The sequence below is a fragment of the Streptomyces sp. NPDC006552 genome (assembly GCF_040611655.1).
Taxonomy (GTDB): Bacteria; Actinomycetota; Actinomycetes; order Streptomycetales; family Streptomycetaceae; genus Streptomyces.
Genome location: NZ_JBEXOS010000009.1, coordinates 67,517 through 93,569 on the forward strand (window position 1 = coordinate 67,517; position 26,053 = coordinate 93,569).

The following is a 26,053-nucleotide window of genomic DNA, read 5'->3' on the forward strand; positions in this document are numbered from 1 at the left end:
TCACTTCTCCCGGCGGCGGAGTAGGGCGAACTGGGCGGCGGAGGCGAGGACGACGAGAGCGAAGAAGATGTAGCTGATCGCCGAGGCGTAGCCGAGCCGGTAGCCGGTGAAGCCGACGTCGTAGATGTACTCGACGACGGGCCGCGTCGAGTTGTTCGGGCCGCCCTTGGTCAGCAGGTACACCTGGTCGAAGACCTTCAGGGACGCCAGGACCTGGAGCACCGTGATCACCACCGTGATCCGGCTCAGGCTCGGGAGCGTGATCGAGAACAGCCGTCGCCACGCCCCCGCCCCGTCGATCGCCGCGGCCTCGTAGAGGTGGTCGGGGATCGATTGCAGCGCGGCCAGATAGAGCAGGAAGTTGAAGCCGACCGTCCACCACAGCGTGGTCAGCGCGATCGCCCACAGAGCCACCGACTCATCGCTGAGCCAGGCGAGTTGGCCGAGCCCGGCCTTGTCGAGCAGGTGGTTGTAGAGGCCGAGGTCGGGTTGGTAGAGCCAGATCCACAGCAGGCTGACGACGCCGACGGGCAGCAGGTACGGCGCGAAGAACGCGAGCCGCCACACCCACTGGCCGGGCAGCCCGGTGTGCACGAGCAGCGCCATGCCGAGCGCCACCACGACCAGCGGGACCGTCGAGATGAGGGTGAACAGGACGGTGTGCCAGAGCGCCTTCCACATCTCGGCGTCCTGGAACGCCTCGGTGAAGTTGCCGGCGCCGATGAACGACGGGGCGTGTGCCGAAAGCGCCCGGTCGGTCAGGCTCATCCACAGGCCCTGGCCCAGCGGCCAGAGCAGGAACACCGCGAACAGGACGAGGAAGGGCAGGGCGAAGAGCAGGCCGGGGGAGAGCAGCCGCCGCACCGACGGGACCCCTGGCCGGGGCGAGGCGTGGGGAGAGGACATCGTTGTGCCTCCTAGGGGGCGGGACCGGTTCAGGCCGGGCTGGGCTTGGCGAGGAAGGTGTCGAGGCGCCGCACCATCGCGCGCGCCGCACGGTCGGGGGCGAGGCCGTCGAGCAGGGCCTGCTGGAGCACCTGCGACATGGCGTTCTGGAAGTCGGAGCCCGCGCCCGCGAACCAGGCCGCCGGGTCCAGGACGACGTGGTCCGCGGCCACTTTGTAGTGCGCCTGCGGCAGCAGGGCCGCGTACTCCTTGGTGCGGGTGACCGGCTCGTACGCGGGGATGTGGCCCGCGGTCGCCCAGATCTGGCCGGCTTTCAGGAGCGCGGCGACCGCCCGGTGCGTGCGGCGCCGGTGCCCGGCGTCGGGGTGCTCGCGGTGGGGGAGCACGAACGAGTGCGAGTCGGCGTAGACGGCCGGGGTGCCGAAGACCGTGGGGAAGGGGGCCGCGCCGACGTTCTTGTCCGCGCCCCGGAAGGTGCCCAGCTCCCATTCGCCGGACAGGATCATCGCGGTCTGCCGGTTGTTGAAGGAGGCCATGCCCGCGTTGTAGTCGAGCCGCTTGGGGTTCACCCGGCCGTCGACCAGTCTGGCCATGAACGCGATGACCTCGGCCATCCGGTCCACGTCGACCTCGGCCGGGCCGCCCGGCGGCACCTCGAAGACGCCGCCGGTCTGCTTGTACAGGCCGTAGAAGAGCCGCCAGCCCTGCGCGGTGTCGGTGACGTACCCGAAGGAGATGCCCTGCTGCCCGGACGCCTTCGCCAGCTCCTTGCCGGCGGCGAGGAACTTCTCGGGCGAGGAGAACGCCTCCGCGTCCAGCGTGCCGTCCTTCGTGAGCAGCCCCGCCTTCTTCACCGGCTCCGGATGGAAGAACACGATGAAGGGGTGGGTGTCGAGCGGGATCGCGTAGGTCTTCCCCGCGTACCGGGTACGGGACCACACGGCGTCGGTGAAGTCCTCGCGGCGCACGCCGTACTCGGCCAGCAGGCCCAGGTCCCACGGGTCGACGAGGCCGCTGGGCGCGTAGCCGGCCAGGCGCGACATGTGGCAGACCGCGACGTCCGGACCGCGGCCGCCGGCCGAGGCCATGGCGAGCTTCGTGTAGTAGGGGGTGCCCCACTCCAGGACCGTGCGCTCGATGCGGGTGCCCGGCATGCCGGGCCGCGCCGCGCGCGCCATGTCGTTGAGCAGGCCGCCGTCGGCCCCGCTGAACAGGTCCCACAGGCGCACGGTCGACTCGTCGGCCGCGAGCGCGTTGCCGCAGCCGCTGAGCGCTCCGGCGCCGAGGACCGTGGTCCCGGCGGCGAGCGCGGCTGTCAGCGCGCGTCGTCTGGTGAGTGCGGGGCGACCGACGGGTGCGGGTGTGCCGGTCATCTGGCTCCTTCCCGGGGGTGGCGGTGGGTGGCCCCGCCGCCGCCCTCTCGGACATACATCGATGTAAAGAATGGGTACGACGGGACTAGCGCGGGCCCTCGAAGGCCGCGGGACGCTGCTGCGCGGCCCGCAGCAGCGCGGTGTCGACCTTCTCGCCGCGGTCGAAGCGGTAGACGCCGTTGCGCTCCTGGAAGACGTCCGTGAGCTGGGTGTAGCAGTAACCGAACATGTCCGGGTCGTCGAGCAGCACGCCGGTCAGGCCGGCGAACCGCGCCACGAACTCCTCGGCGCTGCGCGGCCGTTCGCCGTACCCCCACGACTCGTCGCGCGCCTCTCCGGAGACCTCGGCGGCCGCCTGCGCGTCCCACCAGATGCCGCCGAACTCGCTGCAGAAGTAGGGCTGTCCGCGGTACGGAACCGACCAGGGGCGCCCGCCCGGGCCCGCGTTGATGTACGGCGTGCCCTCGGCGAGACCGCTCATCGCCTTCGCGAACTCGGCCGGATCCTGCTCGTAGTTGTGCGCGTCGTAGACGTCGGTCTCCGGGACCCGGTGGGCGTAGCCGGAGGCGTCGATGACGGGGCGGGTGCCGTCGGCCTGCTTGGTTGCCAGGAACATCGCCCGCGTCACGTCGTCGAGCTGGGTGATGCGGTCGTGCAGGTGCTGGTACGTCTCGTTGAGCGGGCACCAGCCGATGACGGAGGGGTGCGAGTAGTCGCGCTCCACGGCCTCCAGCCACTGGGCGACGTAGCTGGCGTCGGGCCGCTGGTTGTCGTCCCGGACGCCGACCTCGCAGCCCCAGTCGCCGAACTCGCCCCAGACCAGGTAGCCCAGCCGGTCCGCGTGGTACAGGAACCGCTCCTCGAAGACCTTCTGGTGCAGCCGCGCCCCGTTGAAGCCGGCGGCGAGACCCAGCTCGATGTCCCGGACCAGGGCGGCGTCGCTCGGCGCCGTCATCAGCCCGTCCGGGTAGTACCCCTGGTCGAGCACGAGCCGCTGGAAGACCGGCTCGCCGTTCAGGAGCAGCCGCTTGCCGTCGGCGGAGACCGAGCGCAGACCGGCGTACGAGCGGACCAGGTCCACCACCTCGCCCGCGGCGTCGAGCACCTCGAAGGTGAGGTCGTACAGGTGCGGGTCGGCCGGCGACCACACGCGCAGCCGGTCCGCGGACGGCGTGAGCGCGAGCCGGGGTGTGAGGTCGAGGTCGGCACGGGCCTCGGCCGTGGCGACGGTGCCGTGCTCGTCCGCGAGGGTGGCGCGGACCCGGTGCCCGGGCGCGTTCCCGGTCAGCGGCAGCTCCAGGAAGAACGAGCCGGAGGCCAGGTCCGGCGTGATGCGCGGCCGCTTCAGGGCCACGGCCCGCGGCACCGGCTCCAGCCACACGGTCTGCCAGATGCCGGTCGTGCGGGTGTAGTGGCAGTGCGTGTTGGCGTACCAGGTGGCCTGCTTGCCGCGGGCCTGCGGGCCGTGCCGGCTGTCGCGGGCCCGCACGACGAGCGTCATCTCGCGGCCCGCGGCCGCGACCCCGCTCAGATCCGCGGTGAACGGGGTGAACCCGCCGCGGTGGCGCGCCACCTCGACGCCGTCCGCCCACACGGTGGTGTCGTGGTCCACGGCCCCGAAGTGCAGCAGGACCCGGGCGTCGGTCCACTCGGCGGGCACGGTGACGGTCCGCCGGTACCAGACGGCCTCCAGGAAGTCGCTCTCGCCGATCCCCGACAGCTCCGACTCCGGGCAGAACGGCACGGTGATCCGCCCGGACAGCGGGCGCTCGCGCAGCCCCCGTTCGAGGCCGGTGTCGGCGCGGTCGATCTCGAACTGCCACTCGCCGTTGAGATTGAGCCAGGCCTCACGGGCGAACTGCGGCCGCGGGTACTCGGGCCGCGGCAGGTCGTCGTGGTGCGGGACGGGCATGGCGCTCCTTGCCTCCGGGTGCTGCTCCAGTCGGTGCGTGGCTCATGGCACCATGACGATTACATCGATGTAAATATCCGGGGAGGTGCGGGATCCGCCCCGAAACCGATTCGTGATGGTCGATACGATCGCGGGTGGCAGACGGAAGGAATGAGCAGCGTGGCGGCCAGACCCAGGATCAAGGACGTGGCGGAGTACGCGGGTGTCTCCCCCAAGACCGTCTCCAACGTCATCAACGACTACGAGCACGTCTCGGACCGCACCCGCGAGGTCGTGCGGGAGGCGATCGAGGCGCTCGGCTACCGCGTCAACATCGCCGGCCGCCAGCTCCGCCAGGGCCGCACCGGCATGATCACCCTGGCCGTGCCCGAACTGGACGTCGCGTACTTCGCCGAACTGGCCAAGCACGTGATGACCGAGGCCGACCGGCGCGGGCGGACCGTGCTGCTGCACCAGACCGGCGGGGTGCGCGAGCGCGAACTCGCCGCCCTGCACGGCTTCGACGCCCAGTTCACCGACGGCGTCATCCTCAGCCCGCTCGCCCTGCGCCCCAGCGACCTCGCCACCCGCGACCGGCGGCTGCCGGTCGTCCTGCTCGGCGAGCGCCCCGCCGAGGGCAGCACCGACCATGTCGCCATCGACAACGTACGGGCCGCGCGCGAGGCCACCGAGCACCTGCTGGCCCGCGGCCGGCGCCGCATCGCCGTCGTCGGCGGCACGGTCCGGGGCCGCCAGGGCACCGACCGGCTGCGCACCGACGGCTACCGCGAGGCGCTGGAGCAGGCCGGAGTTCCCTTCGACAGCGGCCTGGTGGTGCCGGTCGGCGCCTACCACTGGAAGGACGGCGCGCGGGCCGCCGCCGCGCTGATGGTGGGCGACCCGCGCCCCGACGCCCTGCTCTGCCTCAACGACCACCTCGCCCTGGGCGCGCTGCGGGCCCTGCACGAGCGGGGCGAGCGCGTGCCCAAGGACCTGGACGTGGTCGGCTTCGACGACATCGAGGCGTCCGGGTTCAGTGTGCCCAGCCTGACCACCGTCGCCCCGGACAAGCAGGAGATCGCGCGGGCCGCCGTCGCGCTCCTGCTCGACCGGATCGAGGAACCGGCGGCCGGCCCCCTGCTGGACCACGTGGTGGGCCACGAGCTGAAGGTCCGGGAGAGCACCGGCGGGTGAGCCCCGCCCGTCCGGGAGAGCCCCGGCGGGCGAGCCGCACCGCGCCCCGTCATCCGTGCGCGGCCCTTCGTCGCGCCGGGCGCTGCGGTTACCATGAACTACTGAGTGAGCCTCATATGCCGTGGCCCACGGGGGAGTTCGCGGAGGATCCTTGACGAGCGTGCTGTTCATCCACGGCACCGGGGTGCGGGCGCCGGGCTATGCGCAGGCGCTGGGCGCCGTGCGCGCCGGCCTGTCCGGGGCGCGGCCCGACGTGACGGTGGCGGAGTGCGACTGGGGCTCCGCCCTCGGCTCGTACCTGCGGGCCGACGGCGCCTCCATCCCTGGGTACGAGCCGGGTGAGCCGGCCGTGAAACCCCTCCCGCGGGACGAGGAGCGTGCCCGCTGGGCCCTGCTGTACGCGGACCCGGACGCGGAGCTGCTGCTGTTCGCCCTGGCCGGACAGCAGGCGACCGCGCCCTTTCTGCCCGGTGCGCTCCCGGCGGGGCGCCAACTATGGGCCTGGGCGGCGGAGTTGGACCGCGCCGAACCGGTGCGAGCGGCGTGGGCCGCCGCGGGCCTCGACTCCGGCCCGGCCGGCGCCGTGGCGGCGCTGCTGGCCTCGGACGGCTTCCGGCGCGCCTGCGACGCGGCGGACGGCGCCGGCGCGGCCGGCCTGGCACGGCTGACCGGACGCGCGCTGGCCGCCCGCGCCCTCGCCGGGCACCCGGGCGGCCCGGGCGCCGTCCCGCCGGCCGCACGGGACGCGATGGCCGCCGCCGTCGTCGACCAGCTCGGCGGCGAGGAACGCGGGTTGGGGGACGCCCTCGGCAGGGCCCTGGGCGCCTCCGCGCGGCTGCTGGAGCGGGCCGGCGGCTCCCGGTTCGTCGTCGGCCGGCGCAGCCGCATCAGCGAGCACTCCCTGGGATTCGCCGGGGACATCCTCAGCTATCTCGTCCGCGGCCAGGCCGTACGGGCGTACGTCGCGGAGCTGGCGCGGCGCCTGGAGCCACCCGTGGTGCTCCTCGGCCACAGCCTCGGCGGCATCGTCGCCTTCGACCTGCTGGCCGGGGACGGCGGCACGCCGCCCGAGGTCGCCCAACTGGTCACCGTCGGCTCCCAGGCGCCCCTCCTCTACGAGCTGGACGCCCTGCCCTCGCGCCCCTACGGCACCGGACTGCCCGCCGCCTTCCCGGCCTGGCTCAACGTCTACGACCGGCGTGACCTGCTCTCGTTCGTCGGCGCCGGCCTCTTCGGGCCGCGTGTGCGCGACGTCGAAGTGGACAACGGGCAGCCGGTGTCGGCCGCCCACAGCGCGTACTGGACCAATCGGCACCTGTACGAGGTGCTGGCACAGGAACTGCCCGGGTGACGCCGGATGTTACGCAGTGCGAGGGGGACGCACGTGCCGCGAGGCGCAGAAGGACGGCAGGAGAGACAGCGGACGCTGCGGGAGATGGTCGAGGCGCTCGGCACGTCGACCCCGCTCGCCGACGAACGGGGACGGCTGCAGTGGGCGCGTGAGCTGCGCGACGACTTCCCGGATCTGGACCTGGAGGGATTCCGTACCGCACGACAGGCGTTCGCCGAGGCCGTCCGGCACTGCAGCCGGGAGGAGGACGGCCTCGAACGGCTGGTGGACGCCACCGAGTTCGTGGCACCCGCCGTGGCGGGGAAACTGCGCCCGCTGCTCGACGAGTGGCACGCCGTCGACCTCTACCACGGCCGCGACTGGACCGCCCTGCGCGAGGGGCTCGACCTGGCCCTGCCCGAACTGCCCGCCCTGGTGGCCGCTGCCACGAACGACCGGATCCGGCTGCCCCGGCACTGCCGCTCGGCCTGGCACGCCTTCGTCCACCTGGCCTGCCACAACGCGCCGGTCGGCGGCCTCGAACCGAGCATGGCCCTGCTGGAGCACCTGATGCTGCGCCCCGAGGCCGCGCCGCTCGTCGGCGAGATACGCGCCTGGAACGACCACTTCGCACAGGAGTGGGGCAAACGCGACGGGGCGCACGGGCTGCGCGCGCTGCGGGCGCGGCTCTCCGGACGGCCGGATCCGGCCGCCCGGGCGGAGCGGGCCGTGCTGGAGCGCGGCGCGCAGGGCGGGGACGGCGCGTTCGCGGAGCCGCACGTGCCGGTCATCCGGCTGTTCATCAAGGTCGCGCCGGACCTGCGCCCCTCGGACGCGCACGTGGCGCGTCAGGGGAGGCACGAGGCGCACTACCGGGTCTCGTCCCGCGTCCGGTACACCGAATCCGTGCGACTGCACCAGGAGGACTGCGACCCCGTGGAGCCCGTGCCGCGCAGCAGGCTCCCGTACGCCGTCGCGGACCTCCTGTCGGCGACGGCCGAGCTGTGGCAGTCTCGGGACGAGAACGTGGTCCTGGAGTTCTTCCTGCCGGCGGAGCTGCTCACGGAGCCCGTCGAATGGTGGGACCGCGATCCCCGACTGGGGCATTCCAACCCGTTGTTGAGCAAATACCCGTGGGTGTACGTGCACAGCCTCGAACGGATGCAGCGGCGCGATCTGCACCACGCCTGGCGCAGGCGGTGGACGCGTTTCAAGAGCGACCCGGGCGGCGGGCGCGCCCACTGGTGCGACCCGCAGGGCCGCCCCGACCCCGAGCATCTCGCGTTGCTGGATGCCCGGATCGGCAAGGAGGAGGGTGTGGTCTGCATGGTGCTCAGCGACACTCCGCGGGCGGGCGAGGGCACCGGCTCGCACGAACTGCGGCTCGGCCTGGATCTCGGCGTACCCGTGATGGTCTTCCACCGGGCGCCGGACGCCCCGGCGGCCTTCCACGGTCTGGTGAAGGAGTTGTTGGCCGGGGAGGGGCTGGCCAACCTTCCCGCCGCTGCACGACAGTGGAGGAGCGATGCGGCAGCGGGCACCGCGGAAGTGCGCGACAAGGCGCTGATCCAGCAACTGGGCGTGGTCTGGGACGATCCGCAGCAGCTCCTCGACGGTGACGCGTGCGCCCCCGCCGCCTTCGTAGGGGGGACCGAGTGAACGCGCAGGAGACCGACGGACTGCCGTACCGGGGCACCGGGAGACCGCGCCCCCAGGAGCCCTACGAGGAGCGGAGCTGGCCCGAGGGCCCGCGCTGGCGCAGCTTCGGCGGCGGCCCGGTCCAGCCCCGGCCGCCGGACGAGGACGAGGCCGACCGCCGGCTCGGCCCGGCCGACGCGCCGCGCACCCCGCCGCCGGACGAGGTGCGCCTGGTGAACGCGGCGATCCTGCTGCGCCGACCGTTATTGATCACCGGCCGCCCCGGAGTCGGCAAATCCGCCCTCGCTTTCCGGATCGCCCGCGAACTGGAGCTCGGCCGGGTCCTGCAGTGGCCCGTCACCAGCCGCACCACCCTGGCCTCGGGCCTCTTCGAGTACGACGTCATCGGCCGGGCCCAGGCGGGCCAGGCGTGGTACCTCGCCCAGCAGCAACAACAGGCGCACCTGGCGGCCGCGGCGCGGCAGCCCGAGGCAGGTGAACCCGGCACCGATATCGGCGAGTTCGTCCAGCTGGGGCCGCTGGGCACGGCGATGCTGCCGCACCGCATCCCGCGCGTACTGCTCATCGACGAGATCGACAAGTGCGACGTCGACCTCCCGCACGATCTGCTGTCCCTCTTCGAAGACGGTTTCTACGCCGTACCGCCACTCGTTCGTGTGAGCAAGAAGCAGCCGGACGTCACCGTGCACACCGCCGATCCGGGCGGAACCGCTCGCATCACGGACGGAACCGTTCGCGCCCGGGCATTTCCCATCGTGATCATGACCTCCAACGGGGAACAGGAGTTCCCGGAGGCTTTCTTGCGTCGCTGTCTGCGTCTGGACATGCCGGACCCCGGTGCGGAAGGGTTGGGGGAACTGCTCTCCGCCCACTTTTCCGACCGACTCGGTGACATGCACGGCAAGTTGATCCAGGACTTCACGTCCCGCAGCGAGCGCACCGACGGTCTCTCCGCCGACATGCTGCTGAACGCCGCGCATCTGGCGACCTCGGGCGCCTACGCGTACGAGGACGGCGACGCCGCCGAGTGGCAGGCAGTCCTGCGCGCCATCTGGCACTCGCTGAAGGCCGACGGGACCGGGCTCGGTGACTGACCACCCCTCCGCTCCCGACGGCCGGGCGCCGGGCGCGCACGGACCGCGTCCGCCCGCGGGCCGCCCACGCCTGCCCGTGGGGGAGCTGCGCTGGTGGGAAGTGGCGGACGCCCTGTGGATCGCCGAGCAGCACCCCGAACTCCTGGACCCGCCGAAGAAGCCCGCCCCCGTACCGCCGCGGAACGCCGTGCCACCCCGGGCCCCCGCCCCGCAGGACCCGCCGCCCGCCCCCGGCCCCCCACCCCAGGACGCACCGGAGCCCGCCGGGGCCGCCGCGGACCGGGCCACCCCCGCGCACCCGCCCCCACCGCGGTCGCCCGCTGAGGCGGACGGCGCGGAGGACGGCGCGGAGGGCGGCGAACCCGTGCCCCGTCCGGACCCCCGCCCTCGCCGCCCCGCCCGCCCGCGCCGCCGCCCCGGCCCCTCGGCCCGGGAGCTGGGACGCGCCCTGCGACCCTTCCGGCAGCTCCGCAGGACCTCGCCCACCGACGAGGTCGACGAGGAGCGCACCGGCGAACAGTTCGCCGAGGCGCCCTGGCTGCCGCCCGCGCTGCGGCCGGCCCCGGAAGCGCGCTGGGACGTCGTGCTCGTCGTCGACGGCGCACCGCAGATGGCCGTCTGGCGGGGCACCGCCGACCGCCTCGCCGCCGTGCTGCGTCGCTACGGCGGCTTCCGCGACATCGTGCTGCGCAGCCTGGACACCGACTCCACCGGCGACGTGGTGCTGCGGGACCCCGGCCGGCGCGGCGCCACCCACCCGGTGCGCAGCCTCGTCGACCAGTCCGGGCGCCGGATCGTGCTCGTCCTCACCGACGGGGTCGCGGCCGCCTGGCGCAGCGGGGCCGTGCACAGCGCGCTCGCCCTGTGGGGCAGGCACCAGCCGCTCGCCGTGCTGAGCACGCTGCCGCAGCGGCTCTGGCACCGCACCGGGCTGCGGCCCGAGCGGGTCAGGCTCCACCTGGCCGGCCGTGGCGCGGCGGGCGAGGCGGTGCGCTGGGAGCCGGCGCAACCGCACGGCGCCGAGGAGTGGGTGGCTCCGCTGCGCCGGGACCACGCGCTGGCCGTGCCGGTCCTGGAGGTGTCGGGGGAGTGGCTGTCACCCTGGGCCCGCTTCGTGGCGGGCCAACAGCCGCGCTGGACCGAGGTCGCCGCCCTCATGGTGGTGCCCGGCCCGCCCGGGGCCGAGCCCGAGCCCGAGGCCACGACCCCCGCCGACGCCACCGCGGCCGAACAGGTCGGCCGCTTCCGCGTCTGGGCGTCGACGGAGGCCTTCGCCCTCGCGGTGCGGCTGGCCGCGGTCCAGCTCGATCTGCCGGTGATCACCGCCGTGCAGCGCGCGATGCTGCCCAGGTCGGAGCCGGTGCACCTGGCGGAGCTGCTGATGAGCGGCCTGGTCGAGGTGCTGCCGGGGGACGAGAGCGCCTATGTGTTCCGGCCGGGCGTGCGCGAGGAGCTGCTCGCCGCCGGAACCAAGCGGACCACCTTGCAGGCCTCCCGCCGGGCCGCGGAGGTCCTCGCCTCCCGCAGCGGTGCGGCCCGGGAACTGCTGGCCCACTACGACGGGCGCGAGCAGCCGCCCGAACCGGAAGTGACGGCGGAGAACGCGCGCTTCCGGGCGGTCGAGCACGCCGTGCTCAGCGTGCTGGCCGGAGAACACCTGCCGAGGGCCCGGCGGCTGGGCCGGCTGATCGCGGCGCATACGGAAACGGCACCACCGACGGACGCTGGGGAGCGTGGCGGAGTGATATCGGATGAAACTTCCCGAGGCACAATGAAGCCCCATAATTCACAAAATGGCCCGAATCATATTGATTCCACCCACTCCCCGCACGCCCCGGCCGCCGCCCCGGCCCGCCGGGAACCGGGTGCACCGGGCCCGCTCCAAGGAGGCACGCCAGTGACCACGGTCGTCCCCGGGACCGCCGCCCCCGCCGCCGAGGCCCGTGAGGAACCGGCCGGCGCGGCCTACCAGGCGCGCGCGGTCCGCCCCGCGATCCTCGGCAACATGCCGCCGCGCAACCTCGTCTTCACCGGCCGCGACGACCTCCTGCAACGCCTGGAGGACGATCTCGGCCAGGGCCCGACCGCCGTGCTGCCGCACACCCTGCACGGGATGGGCGGCGTCGGGAAGTCGCAGCTCGCGCTCGAATACGTCTACCGCAACGCGGCCCGCTACGACGTCGTGTGGTGGATCCCCGCCGAGCGGCCCACGCAGATCGCCCAGGCGCTGGTGGAGCTCGCGCTCCGGCTCGACCTGCCGGTGACCGGCGAGGCGAACACCGCCGTGCCCGCCGTCCTGGAGGCGCTGCGCACCGGCCGCCCCTACCCCAACTGGCTGCTCGTCTTCGACAACGCGGAGAGCCCCGAGTCGGTCCAGAACTACTTCCCCCTCACCTCGGGCGGCGGCTCGGCCGGCTCCATCCTGGTCACCTCGCGCAACCCGCAGTGGAACACGCTGGCCCACCCCCTCGAGGTCGACGTCTTCAAACGCGAGGAGAGTATCCAGCTCCTCCAGCGGCGCAACCCCGACCTCCCCGACGACGAGGCCGACCGGCTCGCCTCCGTCCTCGGCGACCTGCCGCTGGCGGTCGAGCAGGCGTCCGCCTGGCGCGCCGAGACGGGCATGCCGGCCGAGGACTATCTGCGGCTGTTCGAGGAGAAGCGCGCCGAGCTGATGGCGGTCTCCCCGCCCACCCAGTACGAGCAGACCGTCGCGACCGCCTGGAACGTCTCCCTGGACCACCTGGAGGGAAAGAACAGCGCCGCGCTCCAACTCCTCCAGGTCTGCTCCTACTTCGCTCCCGAACCGATCGCCCGCTCGCTCTTCTCCGGAGCCCCCGTCGAGCCGATCGCGCCTGACCTGGACCGGTCCCTGACCGACCCGCTGCGCCTGGGCCGTGCCATCCGCGAGATCAACCGCTACTCCCTGGCGAAGATCGACCACCGCACCAACTCGATCCAGATGCACCGCCTGGTCCAGGCCGTGCTCAACGCCCGAATGTCCCAGGAGCAGCGCGACCGGATGCAGCACGGGGCCCACCTGCTGCTCGCCGCCGCCACCCCGCGCGACCCGCAGGACCCCTCGCACTGGGGCCGGTTCGGCGAGCTGTACCCGCACGTGGTGGTCTCCGAGGCGATGCGCTCGCCCTCGCGGCACGTCCGCCAGATGGTGCACGCGGTCGCCGAGTTCCTCTACTACTGGGGCGACCACGAGGGGTCGCGGGACTTCTCCCAGCGGGCCTACGACAGCTGGTGCGAGCTGCACGGCGAGGACGACCGGCAGACCCTGATGCTCGGCCGCCACCTGCGCTACGTGCTGTGGGCGCTGGGCCGCTACCGCGAGGCCGCCGCGCTCAGCACCCGGATGCTCGCGGTCCTGGAGGAGCGGCCCGGCTCCGACGTGGACGACGAGTTCCTGCGCGTGCGCGGCCTGGCCGCCTCCGACAGCCGGGCGAGCGGCGACTTCACGGCCGCCCGCGCCATCAACGAGGAGGTCTACGAGCGGGCCGTGCGCGCCTACGGCGACGACGACCCCGAGACCCTGATGCACGCCCACAACCTGGGCGTGAGCCTGCGGGTCACCGGCGACTTCCGCGGCGCCCTGGAACTGGACCGCCAGACCTGGCGGCGCCGCACCCAGATGTTCGGCGAGGACTCCCTGTCCAGCATGCTCACCGAGTCCAGCATCGCGCTCGACCGCCGCGAACTGGGCGAGTACGTCGACGCCGTGCAGCTCTTCGAAGGCATCACCGAGCGCTACCAGCTGCAGATCGGCGCCAACCACCCCAACACCCTGCGCAACGTGGCCCGGCTCGGGGTCTCCCTGCGCAAGGCGGGCCGCCACGCCGAGGCCGCCGAGCTGACCCGGCGGGCCCGCAAGGAACTGCTCAGCCGGTACGGACCCGAGCACCCGGACTCGCTGGTGGCCTCCCTCAACCTCTCGGTCGACCTGCGCCAGTCCGGCGAGCTGACCGATTCGATGCGGCTCGGCGAGGCCACCCGGGACCTGTTCGCCCGGGTCTTCGGCGCCGACCACCCGCACACCCTGGAAGCCGAGATGGACCTCGCCATCACCTACCGGCTCCTCGGCAAGGTCGACGAGGCCCGCACCCTGAACGAGTCGGCGCTCGCCCGGTGCACCGCGCAGTTGGGCGACGGGCACCCCGACGCCCTGGTCTGCCGGATCAACCTCGCCAGCGACCTGTTCGCCCAGGGCGACGCGGCCGGCGCCCTCGCCCTGGACGAGGCCACCCTGACGGCCGCGAAGGAGAGTCTCGGGGCGAACCACCCGACGGTGCTGGTGCTGATCAGCAACCTCTCCCAGGACCTGCGGGCGCTCGGCCGGCTCGCGGAGTCCGAGGAGCTGCGCCAGGCCGCCGTCGAGGGGATCGGCCGGGTCCTGGGCGAGCGGCACCCGGCGCACGCCGACGCGGTGGCCTCCCGCCGGGCCAACTGCGACATCGACCCGATGCCGATCTGACCGGCCGGGGCCGCCCGGTTCAGCCCGTCGCGAGTCCGTCGAGCCAGCCGGCGAACGCGACGGGGTCCGGGCCCGCCCCCTCGGCGCCGCGCACGGCCCGGTGCACCGCGTAGGCCAGCTCCGGCTGTGCGCGGGCCACCTGGCCGGGGCCGTCCGGCGCGGCGGCGCGCAGGGCCAGCAGGAGGTCGGCCCAGGCCGACCGGTCCGCTCCGGCCCCGGACAGCGCCGCGGCGGCGGCCCGTACCGCGCCCGCCGCGTCGCCCCCGACCAGGAGCGTCTGGGCGGGGCGGGCGTCGCGCGGCGGTTCGGCGTCGGCGGCCGCGGCCGGCTCGGCCAGCCGCATCCGGTACAGCGCGGCGACCACGTCCAGGCGCGGCACCGCGGGGTCCGGGCAGACCCGCGCCGCCCCGACCGCGCGGGGCCGCGGCGGCGCGGGCCAGGCGGCGGCCAGCGCGGCCACCGCCACCGGGTCGGGGGTGAGGTGGTGCAGCCGCCAGCTCATCGTGTGATGGTCGGCGGCGTCCCGTGCCAGCGCGTCCACCGCGTCGAACGGCTCCGGGCGGCCGGCCCCCGTCACCGTCTCGCGCAGCCGCCGCACCACCCTGCGGCCCAGCTCGGTGAGGCCCTCGTGGTCCGCCAACCGGGCGAGCACGCGCAGCAGTTGCCGCCGCCACAGGGCGTACTCGAAGCAGGCCGCGGTGCGGCCCGGTGCCGCGAGCCCGGCCCGGCCGCGCCAGAAGCGGGTCACGGCCGTGAACGCGTAGACACCTTGCAGCAGCCCGCGCAGCGGACGGGGCTCGTCGCGCCACGGGGTGTAGAAGAGGGTGGCGTCGTCGGGCTCGTACAGCTGGTACAGGTGCATCAGCATGCTCAGCTTGGTGTGCTGGATCTCGTGCGCGAGGACCGCGGCGAGCTGCTCGGCGTCCGCGGGCCGGGCGCAGGCAAGCCGCCCCGCGCCGTCGCCCGAGGTGGCGCTGGTCAGCCGCTCGCCGCCGGTCCGCACCACCGGCTCCACGCTGTGCAGCAGCACGGCGATGTCGGTCGCGGACTGGCTGTCGGCCTCCGCCAGCAGCGGGGCCGCCGCGTGCAGCAGCTCGCTCCAGCACTCCGCCTCGTCCGCGGGCAGCCGCCCCGGCGGCCGGCCCTGCGCGCTCGGTACCACCCGGTGCGGCCCGAGGTCGTCGAGGAGCACGGAGCGCGGGGCGCCGAGCGAGGTCAGGGCGATGCGGCGGGCGGGCTCCCAGCCGGGCGCCGCCGTCGTGTACGGGGCCGGGACCCGGACCGTGTGCGTGCCGATCCGCAGGATCACCTGCCCGTCCGCGCCCGTGACCCGGGCCCGGCTCCAGGCGGCGCCGGGCGCGACGGCGCGGCCGACGCCGGGCAGCAGGACGGTGCCGTGCCGCGCGGGCACCCGCAGGGTGAAGTCGGTGCCGGTGCGCAGCGCCGCCGCCGCGGCCAGCGCGTGGAAGTGCCCGGTCTCCACCCACAGCGGCGCGGGCGCGGCGGCGGGGGGCGCGGTGCCGCGCAGGGCGCGCAGGGTTCCGGCGAGCCAGAGCCCCGTCTCGGGCGCCATGAGCAGCTCCTCGACCGCGGCGTGGTCGCGCCGGTCCGCGCGCAGGAGCAGCTCCCACGGTTCGTCGACCGGGTCCAACGGCCCCACCGACCAGGGGTGTTCGCGCAGCAGGTCCAGGAAGAGGTCGATCAGGAGCAGCCGGTGGCTGCGCTCGGCCCGCCACAGGTCCCGCAGCACGCGGGGGCTGCCGCCGCCCGCGGCCAGCGCGTCGAAGTCCGTGGCCGAGAACCCGTGCCGCCGCAGCGCGGTGGGCGCCCCCACGGGCTCAGCGGGCATCGGCCGGTCCCGACCCCCCGCCCGGTGCCCGGCGGCACCGCTCAACTCTTGTCGTCACCACCGAAGTTGACGTCCGGGTCGTCGAGCTTGCGCAGCAGTCGTCGCTTGCCCTGCGCTCGCTCGGCTCCGGTATGCGCGCGTAGCTGCTCAAGCGTCCATCCCCCGAGGTCTACAAGCTCCGATTCAACAGCGCTGTCGGCGTGGTCCATGGTGCCGTGGCCCTCCCAGCATCTGGGTCGCCGATGACGCCGACGCCGACCCCTTGTGCTCCATCATGTCCCTTGCACTCCTGCTCGGGAACCCTGTGTCTCAGTCATCCTTTTCGGTCAACTCGCGTGCCCTGGCCGAGAAATCCTCGTACGCGCGCGTTCCGGTGTCGACCATCTCCATCGCCTCGCACAGCTCGCCGAGGCCGCCGGGGAACTCCAGGCAGGTGTCGACGAGGTCGAGCAGGGCGGGCCGGGTGATCGGGGACTGGGGCACGCCGGCGCCGATCTCGGGCGGCAGCTGCCGGATCACCTGGGCGCGCGTCTGCGGTTCCCGCATCGCCGGGATGCGCTCCAGCGCGCGGACGAGCTCCCGGCGTACCTCGCGCGGCACGCGGCCCGGGCCCGGGGCGGCCGCCGCGGGCCGCCGCCACCGCTCGCCCTGCCCCTCGGGGCCGGAGTGCCAGAAGTAGGTGGGGCTCTGCACGGCCCGGCCCCGGCCGGTGATCCGCTCCCGCAGCCGCTCGGCCAGCACCCGCGGGTCGGCCAGCGCGCCCGCGGGGCCGGTCTCGTCCCACAGGTCGTGCACGGCGCCGGTGAAGACGCCGGGCCCGCCGGTGCGGCCGCCGCGCGCGGACTGGCCCGGGGCGCACGCGAACAGGGCGTGCTGGCCCGGCCGCTCGCGCAGCGGCCGCACGGGGACGGGATCGGGCGCGAGGGCGCCGTCGAGCCGGGACGGATCGGCGAACAGCTGGCAGGTGTCGAGCAGCCACAACTGGTGTGGGAAGGACGGCACCAGGTCCGAGCGCCACGCGGCGAGCGCCGCGTCGAGATCCAGGCTGCGCAGGTCCTGCCCGGTGGCGTCGGCGTAGAGCAGGCGGCGGTGGCCGTCGGCCGCCACCAGGCCGTGCCCGGACCAGGCGAGGAAGAACAACGCGCCCTCGCGGGCGGGGAGTTCGCGGAAGAGGGCCTGGTGCACGGCCTCCCGTCCGGCCGGCCGGACCGGGACCCCGGCCTCGGCGGCGAGCCGCTCGTGGTCCGGGGTGGGGGAGAGGAGCAGGGTGATCCGCTCCGGCGGTACCCCGGCGGCCAGCAGCCTGCGGGTGTGGCCGACGGCGTCGCGGACCGGGCCGTCGAGGTCCCAGGCCGGCCCCGCGTCGTAGCGCTCCACTCCCACGATGACCGCGTGCGTCGGCGATATCCGGTCCGGCATGGGGAGTTACTCCCCGGGAACGGGGCGGGCGAACCGTGCCGCGCGGACCTGACGGGCGGCGGCGCGCCGCGGTCCGCTCACTCCTTGAGGGGCTGCGTGAAGCGCAGGAGGTTGCCGGCGGGGTCGCGGAAGGCGCAGTCGCGGACCCCGTAGAACTGGTCCATCGGCTCTTGGACCACGTCGGCGCCCGCCTCGCTGACCCGCTTGAAGGTGGCGTCGCAGTCCTCGGTGGTGAAGAGCACACCGCGCAGCAGCCCCTTGGCCAGCAGCTCGGCCATGACCTTCCGGTCGGCGTCGGAGGCGTTCGGATCGGCCAGCGGCGGCTCCAGGACGACACTCACGTCCGGCTGGGCCGGCGAGCCCACGGTCACCCAGCGCATCCCCTCGTAACCGACGTCGTTGCGCACCTCGAGGCCGAGCACATCGCGGTAGAAGGCGATCGCCCTGTCGGGGTCGTCCACAGCGATGAAGCACGTGGAGAGCTTGATGTCGTCCATGCCGCTCAGCCTACGACCGGGCGGCGGGCCCTGCCTCCCCGTTCCGCACGGGCCGGGTGTGGATCTTCATCATGCAGGCCGGGATCGCGGCGGCGTCGTCGTGCGGCCGGGCCCGGTAGGCGCTCGGGCTCTCCCCGACCAGCTCGGTGAAGCGCGAGCTGAACGAGCCGAGCGAGGTGCAGCCGACGGCGAAGCAGACCTCGGTCACCGTGAGGTCGCCCCGGCGCAGCAGCGCCTTGGCCCGCTCGACGCGGCGCGTCATCAGGTAGCTGTACGGAGTCTCGCCGTACGCGGCGCGGAAGCTGCGCGAGAAGTGGCCCGCGGACATCAGCGCCACCCGCGCGAGCGCGGCGACGTCCAGCGGCTCGGCGTAGTCCCGGTCCATCCGGTCCCGGGCCCGCCGCAGCCGGGCGAGGTCGTCCAGCTCTGGCTGTCTCACCGTTCGAGTCTCGCACAGCGGGCGGGTCGAGGGGCGCGGGACCGGTGTGGCAGAGTGCCGCTCCGACGAGTGATCGACGTACGGGGGAGCAGTGAGGGACGACGCGACCAGGGGCACCTGGGGGCTGATGCTGACGTGCCTGGGCGGCGGGCTCGGCGGGGTGCGGATGGTGACGCGGCCGGTCGGGCACGTGACCGGGACCCGGCAGGAGGCGCGGGACGCCCTTTACCGGCACGTGCTCTCCTTCGAGCTGAAGCACCCGGCCAATCCCCAGCGCCGCACCGTCTACGAGCAGGACGAGGGCTACCTGCTGATCGCGGTGGGGCTCACCCAGACGTTCGAGTACGCGTTCCACCTCGCCCGGGTCGTGCACGACAGCCGGCCCGACCTGCCGCTCGCGCCGCCCCAGCCGACGGCCCCGCCGCCGCCCGTGGCGCCGCCGTACCAGTGACGCGGGAGGCAGCGGGCCCGCGTTCAGCCGCAGGAACCCCGGCGCTCCGTACGCGGGGGCCGGGGCGGGGCAGCGCGTCGGCCGCGACCCGCCGCGGGCTCCGTGCGCCGCCCCGTGCCTCAACCGCCGCATCCGCGCCCCGCGCCCTCTCTCTGCGCGTGCTGTGCGCCCCCGCGCGGAGGTTCGCTCCGCACGAGCCGTGGTGATAAACGGTGGAGGGACGGGGTCGGCGGACAGGGCGACGAGAGGAATCGGCATGGCACCTCAGGCAGTTCTGGAAGCGGGGCGGCTGTCCGCCATAGCGAAGATCCTCGAACGGGCGGGCGGTCATCTCAGCGCGGCGGCCGGCGACGGCGCGCCGGCGTCCGGCGTCGAGTCGCTCCTCGCGCTCTCCCGCAGCGCGTCGTACGACGTGACCTGCGCGGTGCGCCACGCGGTCACCGGCGACCTCGGCCTGGCGCACGAGCATCTGGAGGCGGCCCGCACCGCCCCGGACAAGCTCGCGGTGGCCGCGGCCGGTATGCCGCGGCCCCTGCCGGCCGGTGTGCGGACGGCGCTGCAACTCCTGCGCGGCATCAACGGTTTCTTCAGCGCGGAGACCGAGGACGCGTTCGTGCGGGCCCTGAGTATCGACGTCGGCCGGAGCCGCGCCGCGAGCTGACCACAGACCGCTCGCCGCGCGACGACGCCGGAAGGCGACGAGACAACGAAGGCCTCCGTGAGGTGTGGTCCGCAGCGACCGCGCCACCCGGGGGCCTTCGCCATGCCCGGGTCCCCGGCGCGGACCCGTTCGCCGCGTGTGCCTTGACAGGGGCACGCCCGCTTGTATGGTCTAGGCCAAGCAGTAACGGCCGTTCCGCTTACGGAAGTTCGCCCGAACCCACGGGCGCGCCTTCCGCTGTCCCTTCGCGCCTCTTGGCCCCACCCACGAGAGGCCGGCCTGCCCGCGTCCCCCCACGTTCGTGCCGGCAGGAAGACCGCGAGTGAAGGAGTACGCATGAACGCCAGAAGGAAGACGGCCGCGCTCATCGGCGCGGCACTGGCCCCGGTCATCGCCGTCAGCCTGCCCGCCGGACCGGCGAGCGCGCACGGCTACATCTCCACCCCGCCCAGCCGCCAGGCGCAATGCGCCGCCGGCACCGTGTCCTGCGGCGACATCACGTACGAACCGCAGAGCGTCGAGGGCCCCAAGGGGCTGACGAGCTGCAGCGGCGGCAACAGCCGGTTCGCGGAGCTCGACGACGACTCCAAGGGCTGGATCGCGACCCCCGTGCCGCGCACCGCCAGTTTCCAGTGGAAGCTGACGGCTCAGCATGCCACCAGCACCTGGCAGTACTTCGCCGGCGGCCGGCGGATCGCCGAGTTCAACGACAATGGTGCGAAGCCCGGCGCGACCGTCACCCACCAGGTCGACTTCGGTTCCCTGACCGGACGTCAGAAGGTGCTCGCCGTCTGGAACATCGCGGACACGTCCAACGCGTTCTACGCCTGCATCGACGTGAACGTCGGCGGCTGACGGACCCGCGGGGCCGGTCTGGAACCGGCCCGTCGAACGGCGGCGCCGCGGGCCTTCCCCCACGGCGCACCCCGTGGCACACCTGTGCCCGGGCGTGCCCCGGCCCGCGGCGCCGAACCCCCCACCTCCGCATTGTCGAATGGAGCGCCCCCCCATGCGCCGTCGTATCCTCGCGCTGCTCACCGCCACCGCCTCGGCCGCCACCCTCGGCCTGCTCACCCTGGCCTCGCCCGCCTCCGCCGAGAAGGCCGACGCCCAGGCGGACTTCGTCGTCAGCCAGGCCCAGTTCGACCAGATGTTCCCGAGCCGGAACTCCTTCTACACCTACGACGGGCTGAACGCCGCCCTGAGTGCCTACCCGGAGTTCACCGGTACCGGCAGCGACACGGTGCGCAAGCAGGAGGCCGCGGCCTTCCTCGCCAACGTCGGCCACGAGACCGGCGGCCTCGTCTACGTCGTCGAGCAGAACACCGCCAACTACCCCCATTACTGTGACACTTCGCAGTCCTACGGCTGCCCGGCCGGCAACGACAAGTACTACGGGCGCGGGCCGATCCAGCTCAGCTGGAACTTCAACTACAAGTCCGCGGGCGACGCCCTCGGCATCGACCTGCTCCACAACCCCGACCTCGTGCAGAACGACGCGGCGGTCTCCTGGAAGACCGGCCTGTGGTACTGGAACACCCAGAGCGGGCCCGGCACCATGACCCCGCACAACGCGATGGTCGGCGGCGCCGGCTTCGGCGAGACCATCCGCAGCATCAACGGGAGCCTGGAGTGCAACGGCGGCAACCCGTCGCAGGTCCAGAGCCGCGTCGACAACTACAAGAAGTTCGCGCAGATCCTCGGCGTCGACCCCGGCGGCAACCTCACCTGCTGACCGCCTGTCAGCCGCCGCGGCCACGCCCGCCCTTGACGCCCCCGCCGGCGCCGGGCGGGTCCGCGTCCCCGCGGCGGGGCACCGGCCCCGCCGCGGGGACACAGGCGCACACGGTCCCGCCGGACCCCGGGGGATTCGTCCGGATGTGATCTGATCGACCACTATGAGTGCGCAGCAGGACCTACGGGACACGACCGACCTGGCGGGCAGGGCGGAGCGCAACCTCGCCGAGCACGCCTGCCACCTGCACCGGGCCCTGCCGGGCGCGGCCGTCACCGCCACCGGTGACCTGCTGATCGCGGACAGCGGCCTGGACGACGACACCTTCAACGTCGTCGCCGCGGCCCGCTTCACCCCCGGCACCGCGCCGGTCCGGATCGCCGAGACCGCCGCGGCGCTCGCCGCCACCGGCCGCCCCTTCTCCTGGTGGGCGGGGCCCGCCTCGACCCCACCCGACCTCGCACAGCGCCTCTCCGCCGCCGGCCTGCCCGCGAGCGCGACCGAGACGGTCATGTGGGCCGAGCTGACCGACACCCTGCCCCAGCCCTACGTCGCCGGCCTCGACGTCCACCCGGTGACCACGCCCGAGCGGCTGCGCGACTACGCCGCCGTCCTCGCCGCCACCTGGGACCCGCCCGCCGCGACCGTCCGCCGCTTCTACGAGCGCACCGCCGCGCGAGCGCTGGCCGCCGACTGCCCGGCCCGCTACCTGGTCGGGTACGCGGCGGGCCGCGCGGTCTGCTCGGCCGAGGTCTTCCTGCACGCGGACGTCGCCGGGATCTACCACATCAGCACCCTCGCCGCCGACCGCCGCCGCGGCTACGGCGGCGCCATCGCCCTCGCCGCCCTGCACACGGCCCGCAGGGCCGGCCACTTCCTCGCGGTCCTCCAGGCCTCCGCCGCAGGCGAGCCCGCCTACCGCCGCCTCGGCTTCCGCGCCTTCGGCCGTGTCACACAGCACGCCGTCGCCCCCGGAAAGCCGCCGCTCTCCTCCTCCTGAGCGGCGCACTCGACGCATCCGGGCCGGCCGCTACCAGGGCGCGGGCCAGGTCCCGGGCCCACCGCCGCGCCAGTCGATCAGCGGCGAGGCCGCCACCTCGGCCTCGTCCATCTCAAGGCCGGCCTGACGCAGGAACTCCGCGACGTCGCGCAGATCGTGGGCGAGCCCCAGGATCTCGCCGTCGGCCCGGACCCGGCGCCCTCCGGTGGGGGAGGGCTGGTAGACGGTGATCGGTCTGCTCATGCCTCCACCGTCCGGTGTGCCCGGCCCGCCCGCATCCCGGGAGCGCCCGGCGAGGGCCCCGCCGCCGGTGCGCCGACGGGGCTGGGCGCATCAGGTGACCCCCAGCGCGTGGCGTCACGCGGCGCGCACCCGCCCTCCCAGTACGAGCGGCGGCCGGGGCGCTGACGCCGGCCCGCGCCGCCGCGGCTACTCCTGCTCGACGGGGAGCAGCCCGAGTTCACCGAAGACCTTCTTGGCCACGAAGGTGGCGTTCAGGGCCTTGGGGAAGCCGCAGTAGCCCGCCGCGTGCAGCAGCGTCTCGACGATCTCCTGCGGGGTGAGACCGACCTTGAGGGACGTGCGGACGTGCACCTCCAGTTGCGGTTCGCAGCCGCCCAGGGCGGTGAGGATGCCCAGGGTGACCAGCTGCCGGTCCCGCGGGGGCAGCGCGGGACGGTTGTAGATCTCCCCGAAACCCCAGGCCACGATCTGGTGGGCGAGTTCGGGGCTGACGTCGGCGAGGGCGTCGACGACGCGCCGGCCGCCGTCGCCGTCGACGCGTGCCAGCGTCTCCATGCCGCGGTCGAAACGTTCCTGGCGGCTCTCGGAGCCGGGCGCAGCGCTCATGGCGAGTCCGTTCGTAGGGGTGGAGGCTCCACGTTCGGGACGCAGCCGCCCCGGCGCAACCCCGGGGGCCGGAAGGGGGCGGCCGCGGGCCGGAGCGCAGTGTTCCTGGGCCGGACGGGGGCGCTTCCCGGCGCGGGCGCGTGGGAGCGGATCCCGGGGGCAACCGATGGAGCATGACAGCAACGCTCGGTGGCTTCGTCCTCGGTACCCCCGACCCGTCCGCGCTGGCCGACTTCTACCGGGCCCTGCTGGGCTGGGAGGAGGCCGAACGCAGCCCGGAATGGGTGCGCCTGGCCGCGCCGGAAGGGGGACGGCCCTCCCTCAGCTTCCAGTTGGAGTCCGACCACACGCCGCCGGTGTGGCCGCAGCGGGCGGACAGCCAGCAGATGCAGGCGCATCTGGACCTTCAGGTGGCCGATCTGGAGGGGGAGACGGAGCGGGCGTGCGCCCTGGGCGCGACGCTGGAGGAGCACCAGCCGCAGAAGGACGTACGCGTCCTGCGGGACCCGCACGGTCATCCGTTCTGCCTTTTCCTGCCCGGCGCCTGAGAAGCCGGCCGGGGGGCGGCGGTCCGGGGGCAGGGGAGCCGCCCATGTCGACCGCCGACGGCGCGCTCAGCCGTGGTCGGTGGCCTGGCGGCCCGCGCCGCGGTGCGCCTCGTCCTGGGCGAGAAGACCGAGGAGGGAGGCGACGGTCAGACCTGCCTCGGCCTCGGCCGGGTGGCGCAAGGTCTTTCCCGGCGAGATGCGGTACGCGTTGCCGCGCCCTTCACGGGTGTGCGAGAGGAAACTGCTCTCCTCCAGGTCCGCGATGATCTTCTGGACGGCCCGCTCGGTGAGCCGGCAGTGCGCCGCGATGTCGCGGATCCGCGCGTTCTGATTGTCGGCGATGGCAGCCAGCACCCGCGCGTGATTGGTGATGAATGTCCATCCAGCATGCGGTTCCGGTACTCCATCCATAAACGCATCGTAGGCCCGGTGGTTCACGTCCCAGAACCCCCGAACTTCGTTTCCGGTATCACTTGACGTATGTTGCCGCAGAGCGGGAATCTGGGACGGGACCGCGAGGCCGCACCGAGGGAGACGGACATGTCGCAGGCTGCACAGTCCGGCACCGGTCCGGCCGCCCGCTGCGCAGCCCCGCCCCCCGCGGTCGACGCCCACCGGCTGTCCGGACTGAGGCTCTTCAACCACTGGGACGGAGAGCGGATGGTCGTCAGCGTGCGCGGCGATCTCCACCTGGACGAGGACCAGCAGCTGAACAGCGCGCTGCGTCCGCTCCTGCTCGCTTCGGACGGCAGCGTCGACCTCGACGTGGACCGGGTCGACCTCTGTGGCTGCTCCGCCGTCAACGTGGTGCTGAGTGTCGACGGGCCGGCCACCGCTCCGGACCCGGGCCAGGACGACGGCCCGGACACCGAGCTGAGCCGTGAGGTCACGCAGCTGCGGCGGGCGATGCAGAGCCGCGGCACCATCGACATGGCCCGGGGCGTGCTCGTGGCCGCCTTCGGCATCGACCCGCAGAACGCCTGGACGGCGCTGGTCGAGACCTCGCAGCGCACCAACATCAAGCTGCACCAGGTGGCGCAGGACCTGGTGGACTCCACCACCGGTGCGGCCCCGCTGTCCAAGACGGTGCAGAGCCAGCTCTCCGCCGTGATCGCCCGGCTCGGCGACCGGACGAGCGCACCCGGCGCGACGGCCCCGGCGGCACCGGCCGATCCGGTCGACGGGCACGACTGGGACTGGGCGGACGCGGACACCCCGGTGCCCGCGCGCACCGTCGCGTCCGTACCCGTCCCGCCGAGCGACGCCGACACCGCGAACGCCTGAGCGGATCCCCCTTCCGGGAGCGGCCGCACCGCACGCGGCCCATGGACCCCGGGCGGCGCCGCGGCGCATGCTGACCACCGCACCCAGACGGTGCCGGTCATCGCGCGCCGCCCGTCGTCCGTCCGGAACCGAAAGAGCCTCCCGATGAAGATCGTCGACGCCACGACCGTCGTCACCAGCCCCGGCCGCAACTTCGTCACGCTCAAGCTGACGACCGACGAGGGGCTGACCGGCCTCGGCGACGCCACGCTCAACGGACGCGAACTGGCCGTGACCGGCTACCTCACCGAGCATGTGGCGCCCCTGCTCGTCGGCCTCGACCCGCACCGCATCGAGGACACCTGGCAGTACCTGTACCGCGGCGCCTACTGGCGGCGCGGGCCCGTGACGATGGCCGCGACAGCCGCCGTGGACACGGCCCTGTGGGACATCAAGGCGAAGGCCGCGGGGCTGCCGCTCTACCAGCTCCTCGGCGGGGCGAGCCGCGAGCGCGTCCGCGCCTACGGCCACGCCGACGGCCGTGACCTGCCCGAACTGCTCGACTCGGTCCGCGCCCGGCTCGCCGAGGGTTACCGGGCCGTCCGCATTCAGTCCGGCATCCCGGGTCTGAAGGCCGTCTACGGCGTGCACGCCGCCGACGCCACCGGCGCCGCCGTCCCGCACCAACAGGCCCGCCCTCTCGTCGAGGACTGGGACACCGACGCCTATCTGCGCCACACCCCGGCCGTGTTCGAGGCCGTACGCGCCGAGTTCGGTCCCGAACTGCCGCTGCTGCACGACGCGCACCACCGCCTCTCCCCGATCCAGGCCGCCCGCCTCGCCAAGGACCTGGAGCCCTACCGCCCCTTCTGGCTGGAGGACTGCACGCCCGCCGAGAACCAGGAGGCCCTGCGCCTCGTGCGCCGGCACAGCACCACGCCGCTGGCCGTCGGCGAGGTCTTCAACACGGTGTACGACTACCAGACGCTCATCACCGAGCAGCTGATCGACTACGTACGCTCGGCGGTCACCCACTTCGGCGGGGTCACGCCCCTGCGCAAGCTCCTCGACTTCGCCGCCCAGTACCAGATCAGGAGCGCCGTCCACGGCCCCGAGGACATCTCGCCGGTCGGCATGGCGGCCGCCCTCCATCTCGACCTGGCCGTCCACAACTTCGGCATCCAGGAGTACGCGGGCCACACCCCGCTCACCGACGAGGTGTTCCGGCACGCCTACACCTTCACCGACGGCCACCTGCACCCCGGGGAGTCCCCCGGCCTCGGCGTGGAGCTGGACGAGGAACTGGCCGCCGCCCACCCGTACAAGGCTGCCTACCTGCCGGTCAACCGGCTCCAGGACGGCAGTGTCCACGACTGGTGAAATCCCGCGGACCACGCGTCTGGGAACGTGCCGCC

General features: G+C 73.8%; 24 protein-coding genes. 13 read left to right on the top strand and 11 right to left on the bottom strand.

The window, feature by feature from the left end:
* The 3 genes from ABZY33_RS08230 to ABZY33_RS08240 all read right to left on the bottom strand — a co-directional run bounded on the left by ABZY33_RS08230 (window position 1) and on the right by ABZY33_RS08240 (window position 4,191).
* On the bottom strand, window positions 1–906 hold the full coding sequence (locus ABZY33_RS08230) for a sugar ABC transporter permease (RefSeq protein WP_356490687.1): 906 nt from the start codon (window positions 904–906) through the stop codon (window positions 1–3).
* Window positions 907–935: 29 nt separating this feature from the next.
* Entirely contained in the window at window positions 936–2,279 is a 1,344-nt protein-coding gene (locus ABZY33_RS08235; protein WP_356490688.1) for an extracellular solute-binding protein, read from the bottom strand.
* An 85-nt stretch (window positions 2,280–2,364) separates the two neighbouring features.
* Window positions 2,365–4,191, bottom strand: coding sequence for a sugar-binding domain-containing protein (locus ABZY33_RS08240; protein ID WP_356490689.1), 1,827 nt, complete (start codon window positions 4,189–4,191; stop codon window positions 2,365–2,367).
* A gap of 150 nt (window positions 4,192–4,341) precedes the next feature.
* Between ABZY33_RS08240 and ABZY33_RS08245 the strand changes: the two genes are divergently transcribed.
* The 5 genes from ABZY33_RS08245 (at window position 4,342) to fxsT (ending at window position 13,927) form a co-directional block, all read left to right on the top strand.
* Window positions 4,342–5,364 carry a LacI family DNA-binding transcriptional regulator gene (locus ABZY33_RS08245; protein WP_356490690.1) on the top strand — a complete coding sequence of 341 codons (1,023 nt, stop codon included), beginning with the start codon at window positions 4,342–4,344 and terminating at the stop codon, window positions 5,362–5,364.
* A 160-nt stretch (window positions 5,365–5,524) separates the two neighbouring features.
* On the top strand, window positions 5,525–6,715 hold the full coding sequence (locus ABZY33_RS08250) for a hypothetical protein (RefSeq protein ID WP_356490779.1): 1,191 nt from the start codon (window positions 5,525–5,527) through the stop codon (window positions 6,713–6,715).
* A gap of 33 nt (window positions 6,716–6,748) precedes the next feature.
* Window positions 6,749–8,353, top strand: coding sequence for a hypothetical protein (locus ABZY33_RS08255; RefSeq protein WP_356490691.1), 1,605 nt, complete (start codon window positions 6,749–6,751; stop codon window positions 8,351–8,353).
* Entirely contained in the window at window positions 8,350–9,447 is a 1,098-nt protein-coding gene (locus tag ABZY33_RS08260; protein ID WP_356490692.1) for a MoxR family ATPase, read from the top strand. Before ABZY33_RS08255 ends, ABZY33_RS08260 begins: the two co-directional genes overlap by 4 nt.
* Window positions 9,440–13,927, top strand: a complete 4,488-nt coding sequence (fxsT, locus tag ABZY33_RS08265) for an FxSxx-COOH system tetratricopeptide repeat protein (protein ID WP_356490693.1) — start codon at window positions 9,440–9,442, stop codon at window positions 13,925–13,927. The genes ABZY33_RS08260 and fxsT overlap by 8 nt, the downstream gene beginning before the upstream one ends.
* A 19-nt stretch (window positions 13,928–13,946) precedes the next feature.
* Here fxsT and ABZY33_RS08270 read toward each other — a convergent pair whose 3' ends face one another.
* The 5 genes from ABZY33_RS08270 to ABZY33_RS08290 form a co-directional block, all read right to left on the bottom strand.
* Window positions 13,947–15,776: an HEXXH motif domain-containing protein gene (locus ABZY33_RS08270; protein WP_356490694.1), complete on the bottom strand. Its 1,830-nt coding sequence runs from the start codon at window positions 15,774–15,776 to the stop codon at window positions 13,947–13,949.
* Window positions 15,777–15,817: 41 nt separating this feature from the next.
* Window positions 15,818–15,985, bottom strand: coding sequence for a hypothetical protein (locus tag ABZY33_RS08275; RefSeq protein WP_356490695.1), 168 nt, complete (start codon window positions 15,983–15,985; stop codon window positions 15,818–15,820).
* Window positions 15,986–16,085: 100 nt separating this feature from the next.
* Window positions 16,086–17,195, bottom strand: coding sequence for a hypothetical protein (locus tag ABZY33_RS08280; RefSeq protein WP_356490696.1), 1,110 nt, complete (start codon window positions 17,193–17,195; stop codon window positions 16,086–16,088).
* A 77-nt stretch (window positions 17,196–17,272) separates the two neighbouring features.
* Window positions 17,273–17,692 (bottom strand): VOC family protein, encoded by a 420-nt coding sequence (locus ABZY33_RS08285; protein ID WP_356490697.1) that lies wholly within the window; start codon window positions 17,690–17,692, stop codon window positions 17,273–17,275.
* Window positions 17,693–17,702: 10 nt separating this feature from the next.
* Window positions 17,703–18,077: a helix-turn-helix transcriptional regulator gene (locus ABZY33_RS08290; protein ID WP_356490780.1), complete on the bottom strand. Its 375-nt coding sequence runs from the start codon at window positions 18,075–18,077 to the stop codon at window positions 17,703–17,705.
* 145 nt (window positions 18,078–18,222) lie between these two features.
* Here ABZY33_RS08290 and ABZY33_RS08295 point away from each other — a divergent pair, with 145 nt between their 5' ends.
* The 5 genes from ABZY33_RS08295 (at window position 18,223) to ABZY33_RS08315 (ending at window position 21,978) form a co-directional block, all read left to right on the top strand.
* Complete coding sequence (locus ABZY33_RS08295) at window positions 18,223–18,582, top strand: hypothetical protein (RefSeq protein ID WP_356490698.1); 360 nt, start codon at window positions 18,223–18,225, stop codon at window positions 18,580–18,582.
* 256 nt (window positions 18,583–18,838) lie between these two features.
* Window positions 18,839–19,243 carry a hypothetical protein gene (locus tag ABZY33_RS08300; RefSeq protein WP_356490699.1) on the top strand — a complete coding sequence of 135 codons (405 nt, stop codon included), beginning with the start codon at window positions 18,839–18,841 and terminating at the stop codon, window positions 19,241–19,243.
* Window positions 19,244–19,579: 336 nt separating this feature from the next.
* Window positions 19,580–20,098, top strand: coding sequence for a lytic polysaccharide monooxygenase auxiliary activity family 9 protein (locus ABZY33_RS08305; protein WP_356490700.1), 519 nt, complete (start codon window positions 19,580–19,582; stop codon window positions 20,096–20,098).
* 154 nt (window positions 20,099–20,252) lie between these two features.
* Window positions 20,253–20,978, top strand: a complete 726-nt coding sequence (locus tag ABZY33_RS08310) for a chitinase (RefSeq protein WP_356490701.1) — start codon at window positions 20,253–20,255, stop codon at window positions 20,976–20,978.
* Between the two features lie 163 nt (window positions 20,979–21,141).
* Window positions 21,142–21,978, top strand: a complete 837-nt coding sequence (locus ABZY33_RS08315; RefSeq protein ID WP_356490702.1) for a GNAT family N-acetyltransferase — start codon at window positions 21,142–21,144, stop codon at window positions 21,976–21,978.
* A gap of 30 nt (window positions 21,979–22,008) precedes the next feature.
* Here the strand turns inward: ABZY33_RS08315 and ABZY33_RS08320 are convergent, their stop codons facing one another.
* Together ABZY33_RS08320 and ABZY33_RS08325 are read right to left on the bottom strand one after the other, a co-directional pair.
* The gene (locus ABZY33_RS08320) at window positions 22,009–22,221 is read right to left on the bottom strand and encodes a hypothetical protein (protein WP_356490703.1); all 213 of its coding nucleotides are present in this window, start codon (window positions 22,219–22,221) and stop codon (window positions 22,009–22,011) included.
* Window positions 22,222–22,407: 186 nt separating this feature from the next.
* A complete protein-coding gene (locus ABZY33_RS08325; protein WP_356490704.1) occupies window positions 22,408–22,827 on the bottom strand; it encodes a carboxymuconolactone decarboxylase family protein in 420 nt (139 codons plus the stop codon).
* 173 nt (window positions 22,828–23,000) lie between these two features.
* On the opposite strand from ABZY33_RS08325, the gene ABZY33_RS08330 reads away from it, so the two are divergent.
* Window positions 23,001–23,375 (top strand): VOC family protein, encoded by a 375-nt coding sequence (locus ABZY33_RS08330; protein WP_356490705.1) that lies wholly within the window; start codon window positions 23,001–23,003, stop codon window positions 23,373–23,375.
* 66 nt (window positions 23,376–23,441) lie between these two features.
* Here ABZY33_RS08330 and ABZY33_RS08335 read toward each other — a convergent pair whose 3' ends face one another.
* Window positions 23,442–23,786: a helix-turn-helix domain-containing protein gene (locus ABZY33_RS08335; protein WP_356490706.1), complete on the bottom strand. Its 345-nt coding sequence runs from the start codon at window positions 23,784–23,786 to the stop codon at window positions 23,442–23,444.
* Window positions 23,787–23,915: 129 nt separating this feature from the next.
* On the opposite strand from ABZY33_RS08335, the gene ABZY33_RS08340 reads away from it, so the two are divergent.
* On the top strand, window positions 23,916–24,659 hold the full coding sequence (locus tag ABZY33_RS08340) for an ANTAR domain-containing protein (protein WP_356490707.1): 744 nt from the start codon (window positions 23,916–23,918) through the stop codon (window positions 24,657–24,659).
* A 144-nt stretch (window positions 24,660–24,803) separates the two neighbouring features.
* Window positions 24,804–26,018 (top strand): D-mannonate dehydratase ManD, encoded by a 1,215-nt coding sequence (gene manD / locus ABZY33_RS08345; RefSeq protein WP_356490708.1) that lies wholly within the window; start codon window positions 24,804–24,806, stop codon window positions 26,016–26,018.
* The last annotated feature ends 35 nt before the right edge of the window (window positions 26,019–26,053 follow it).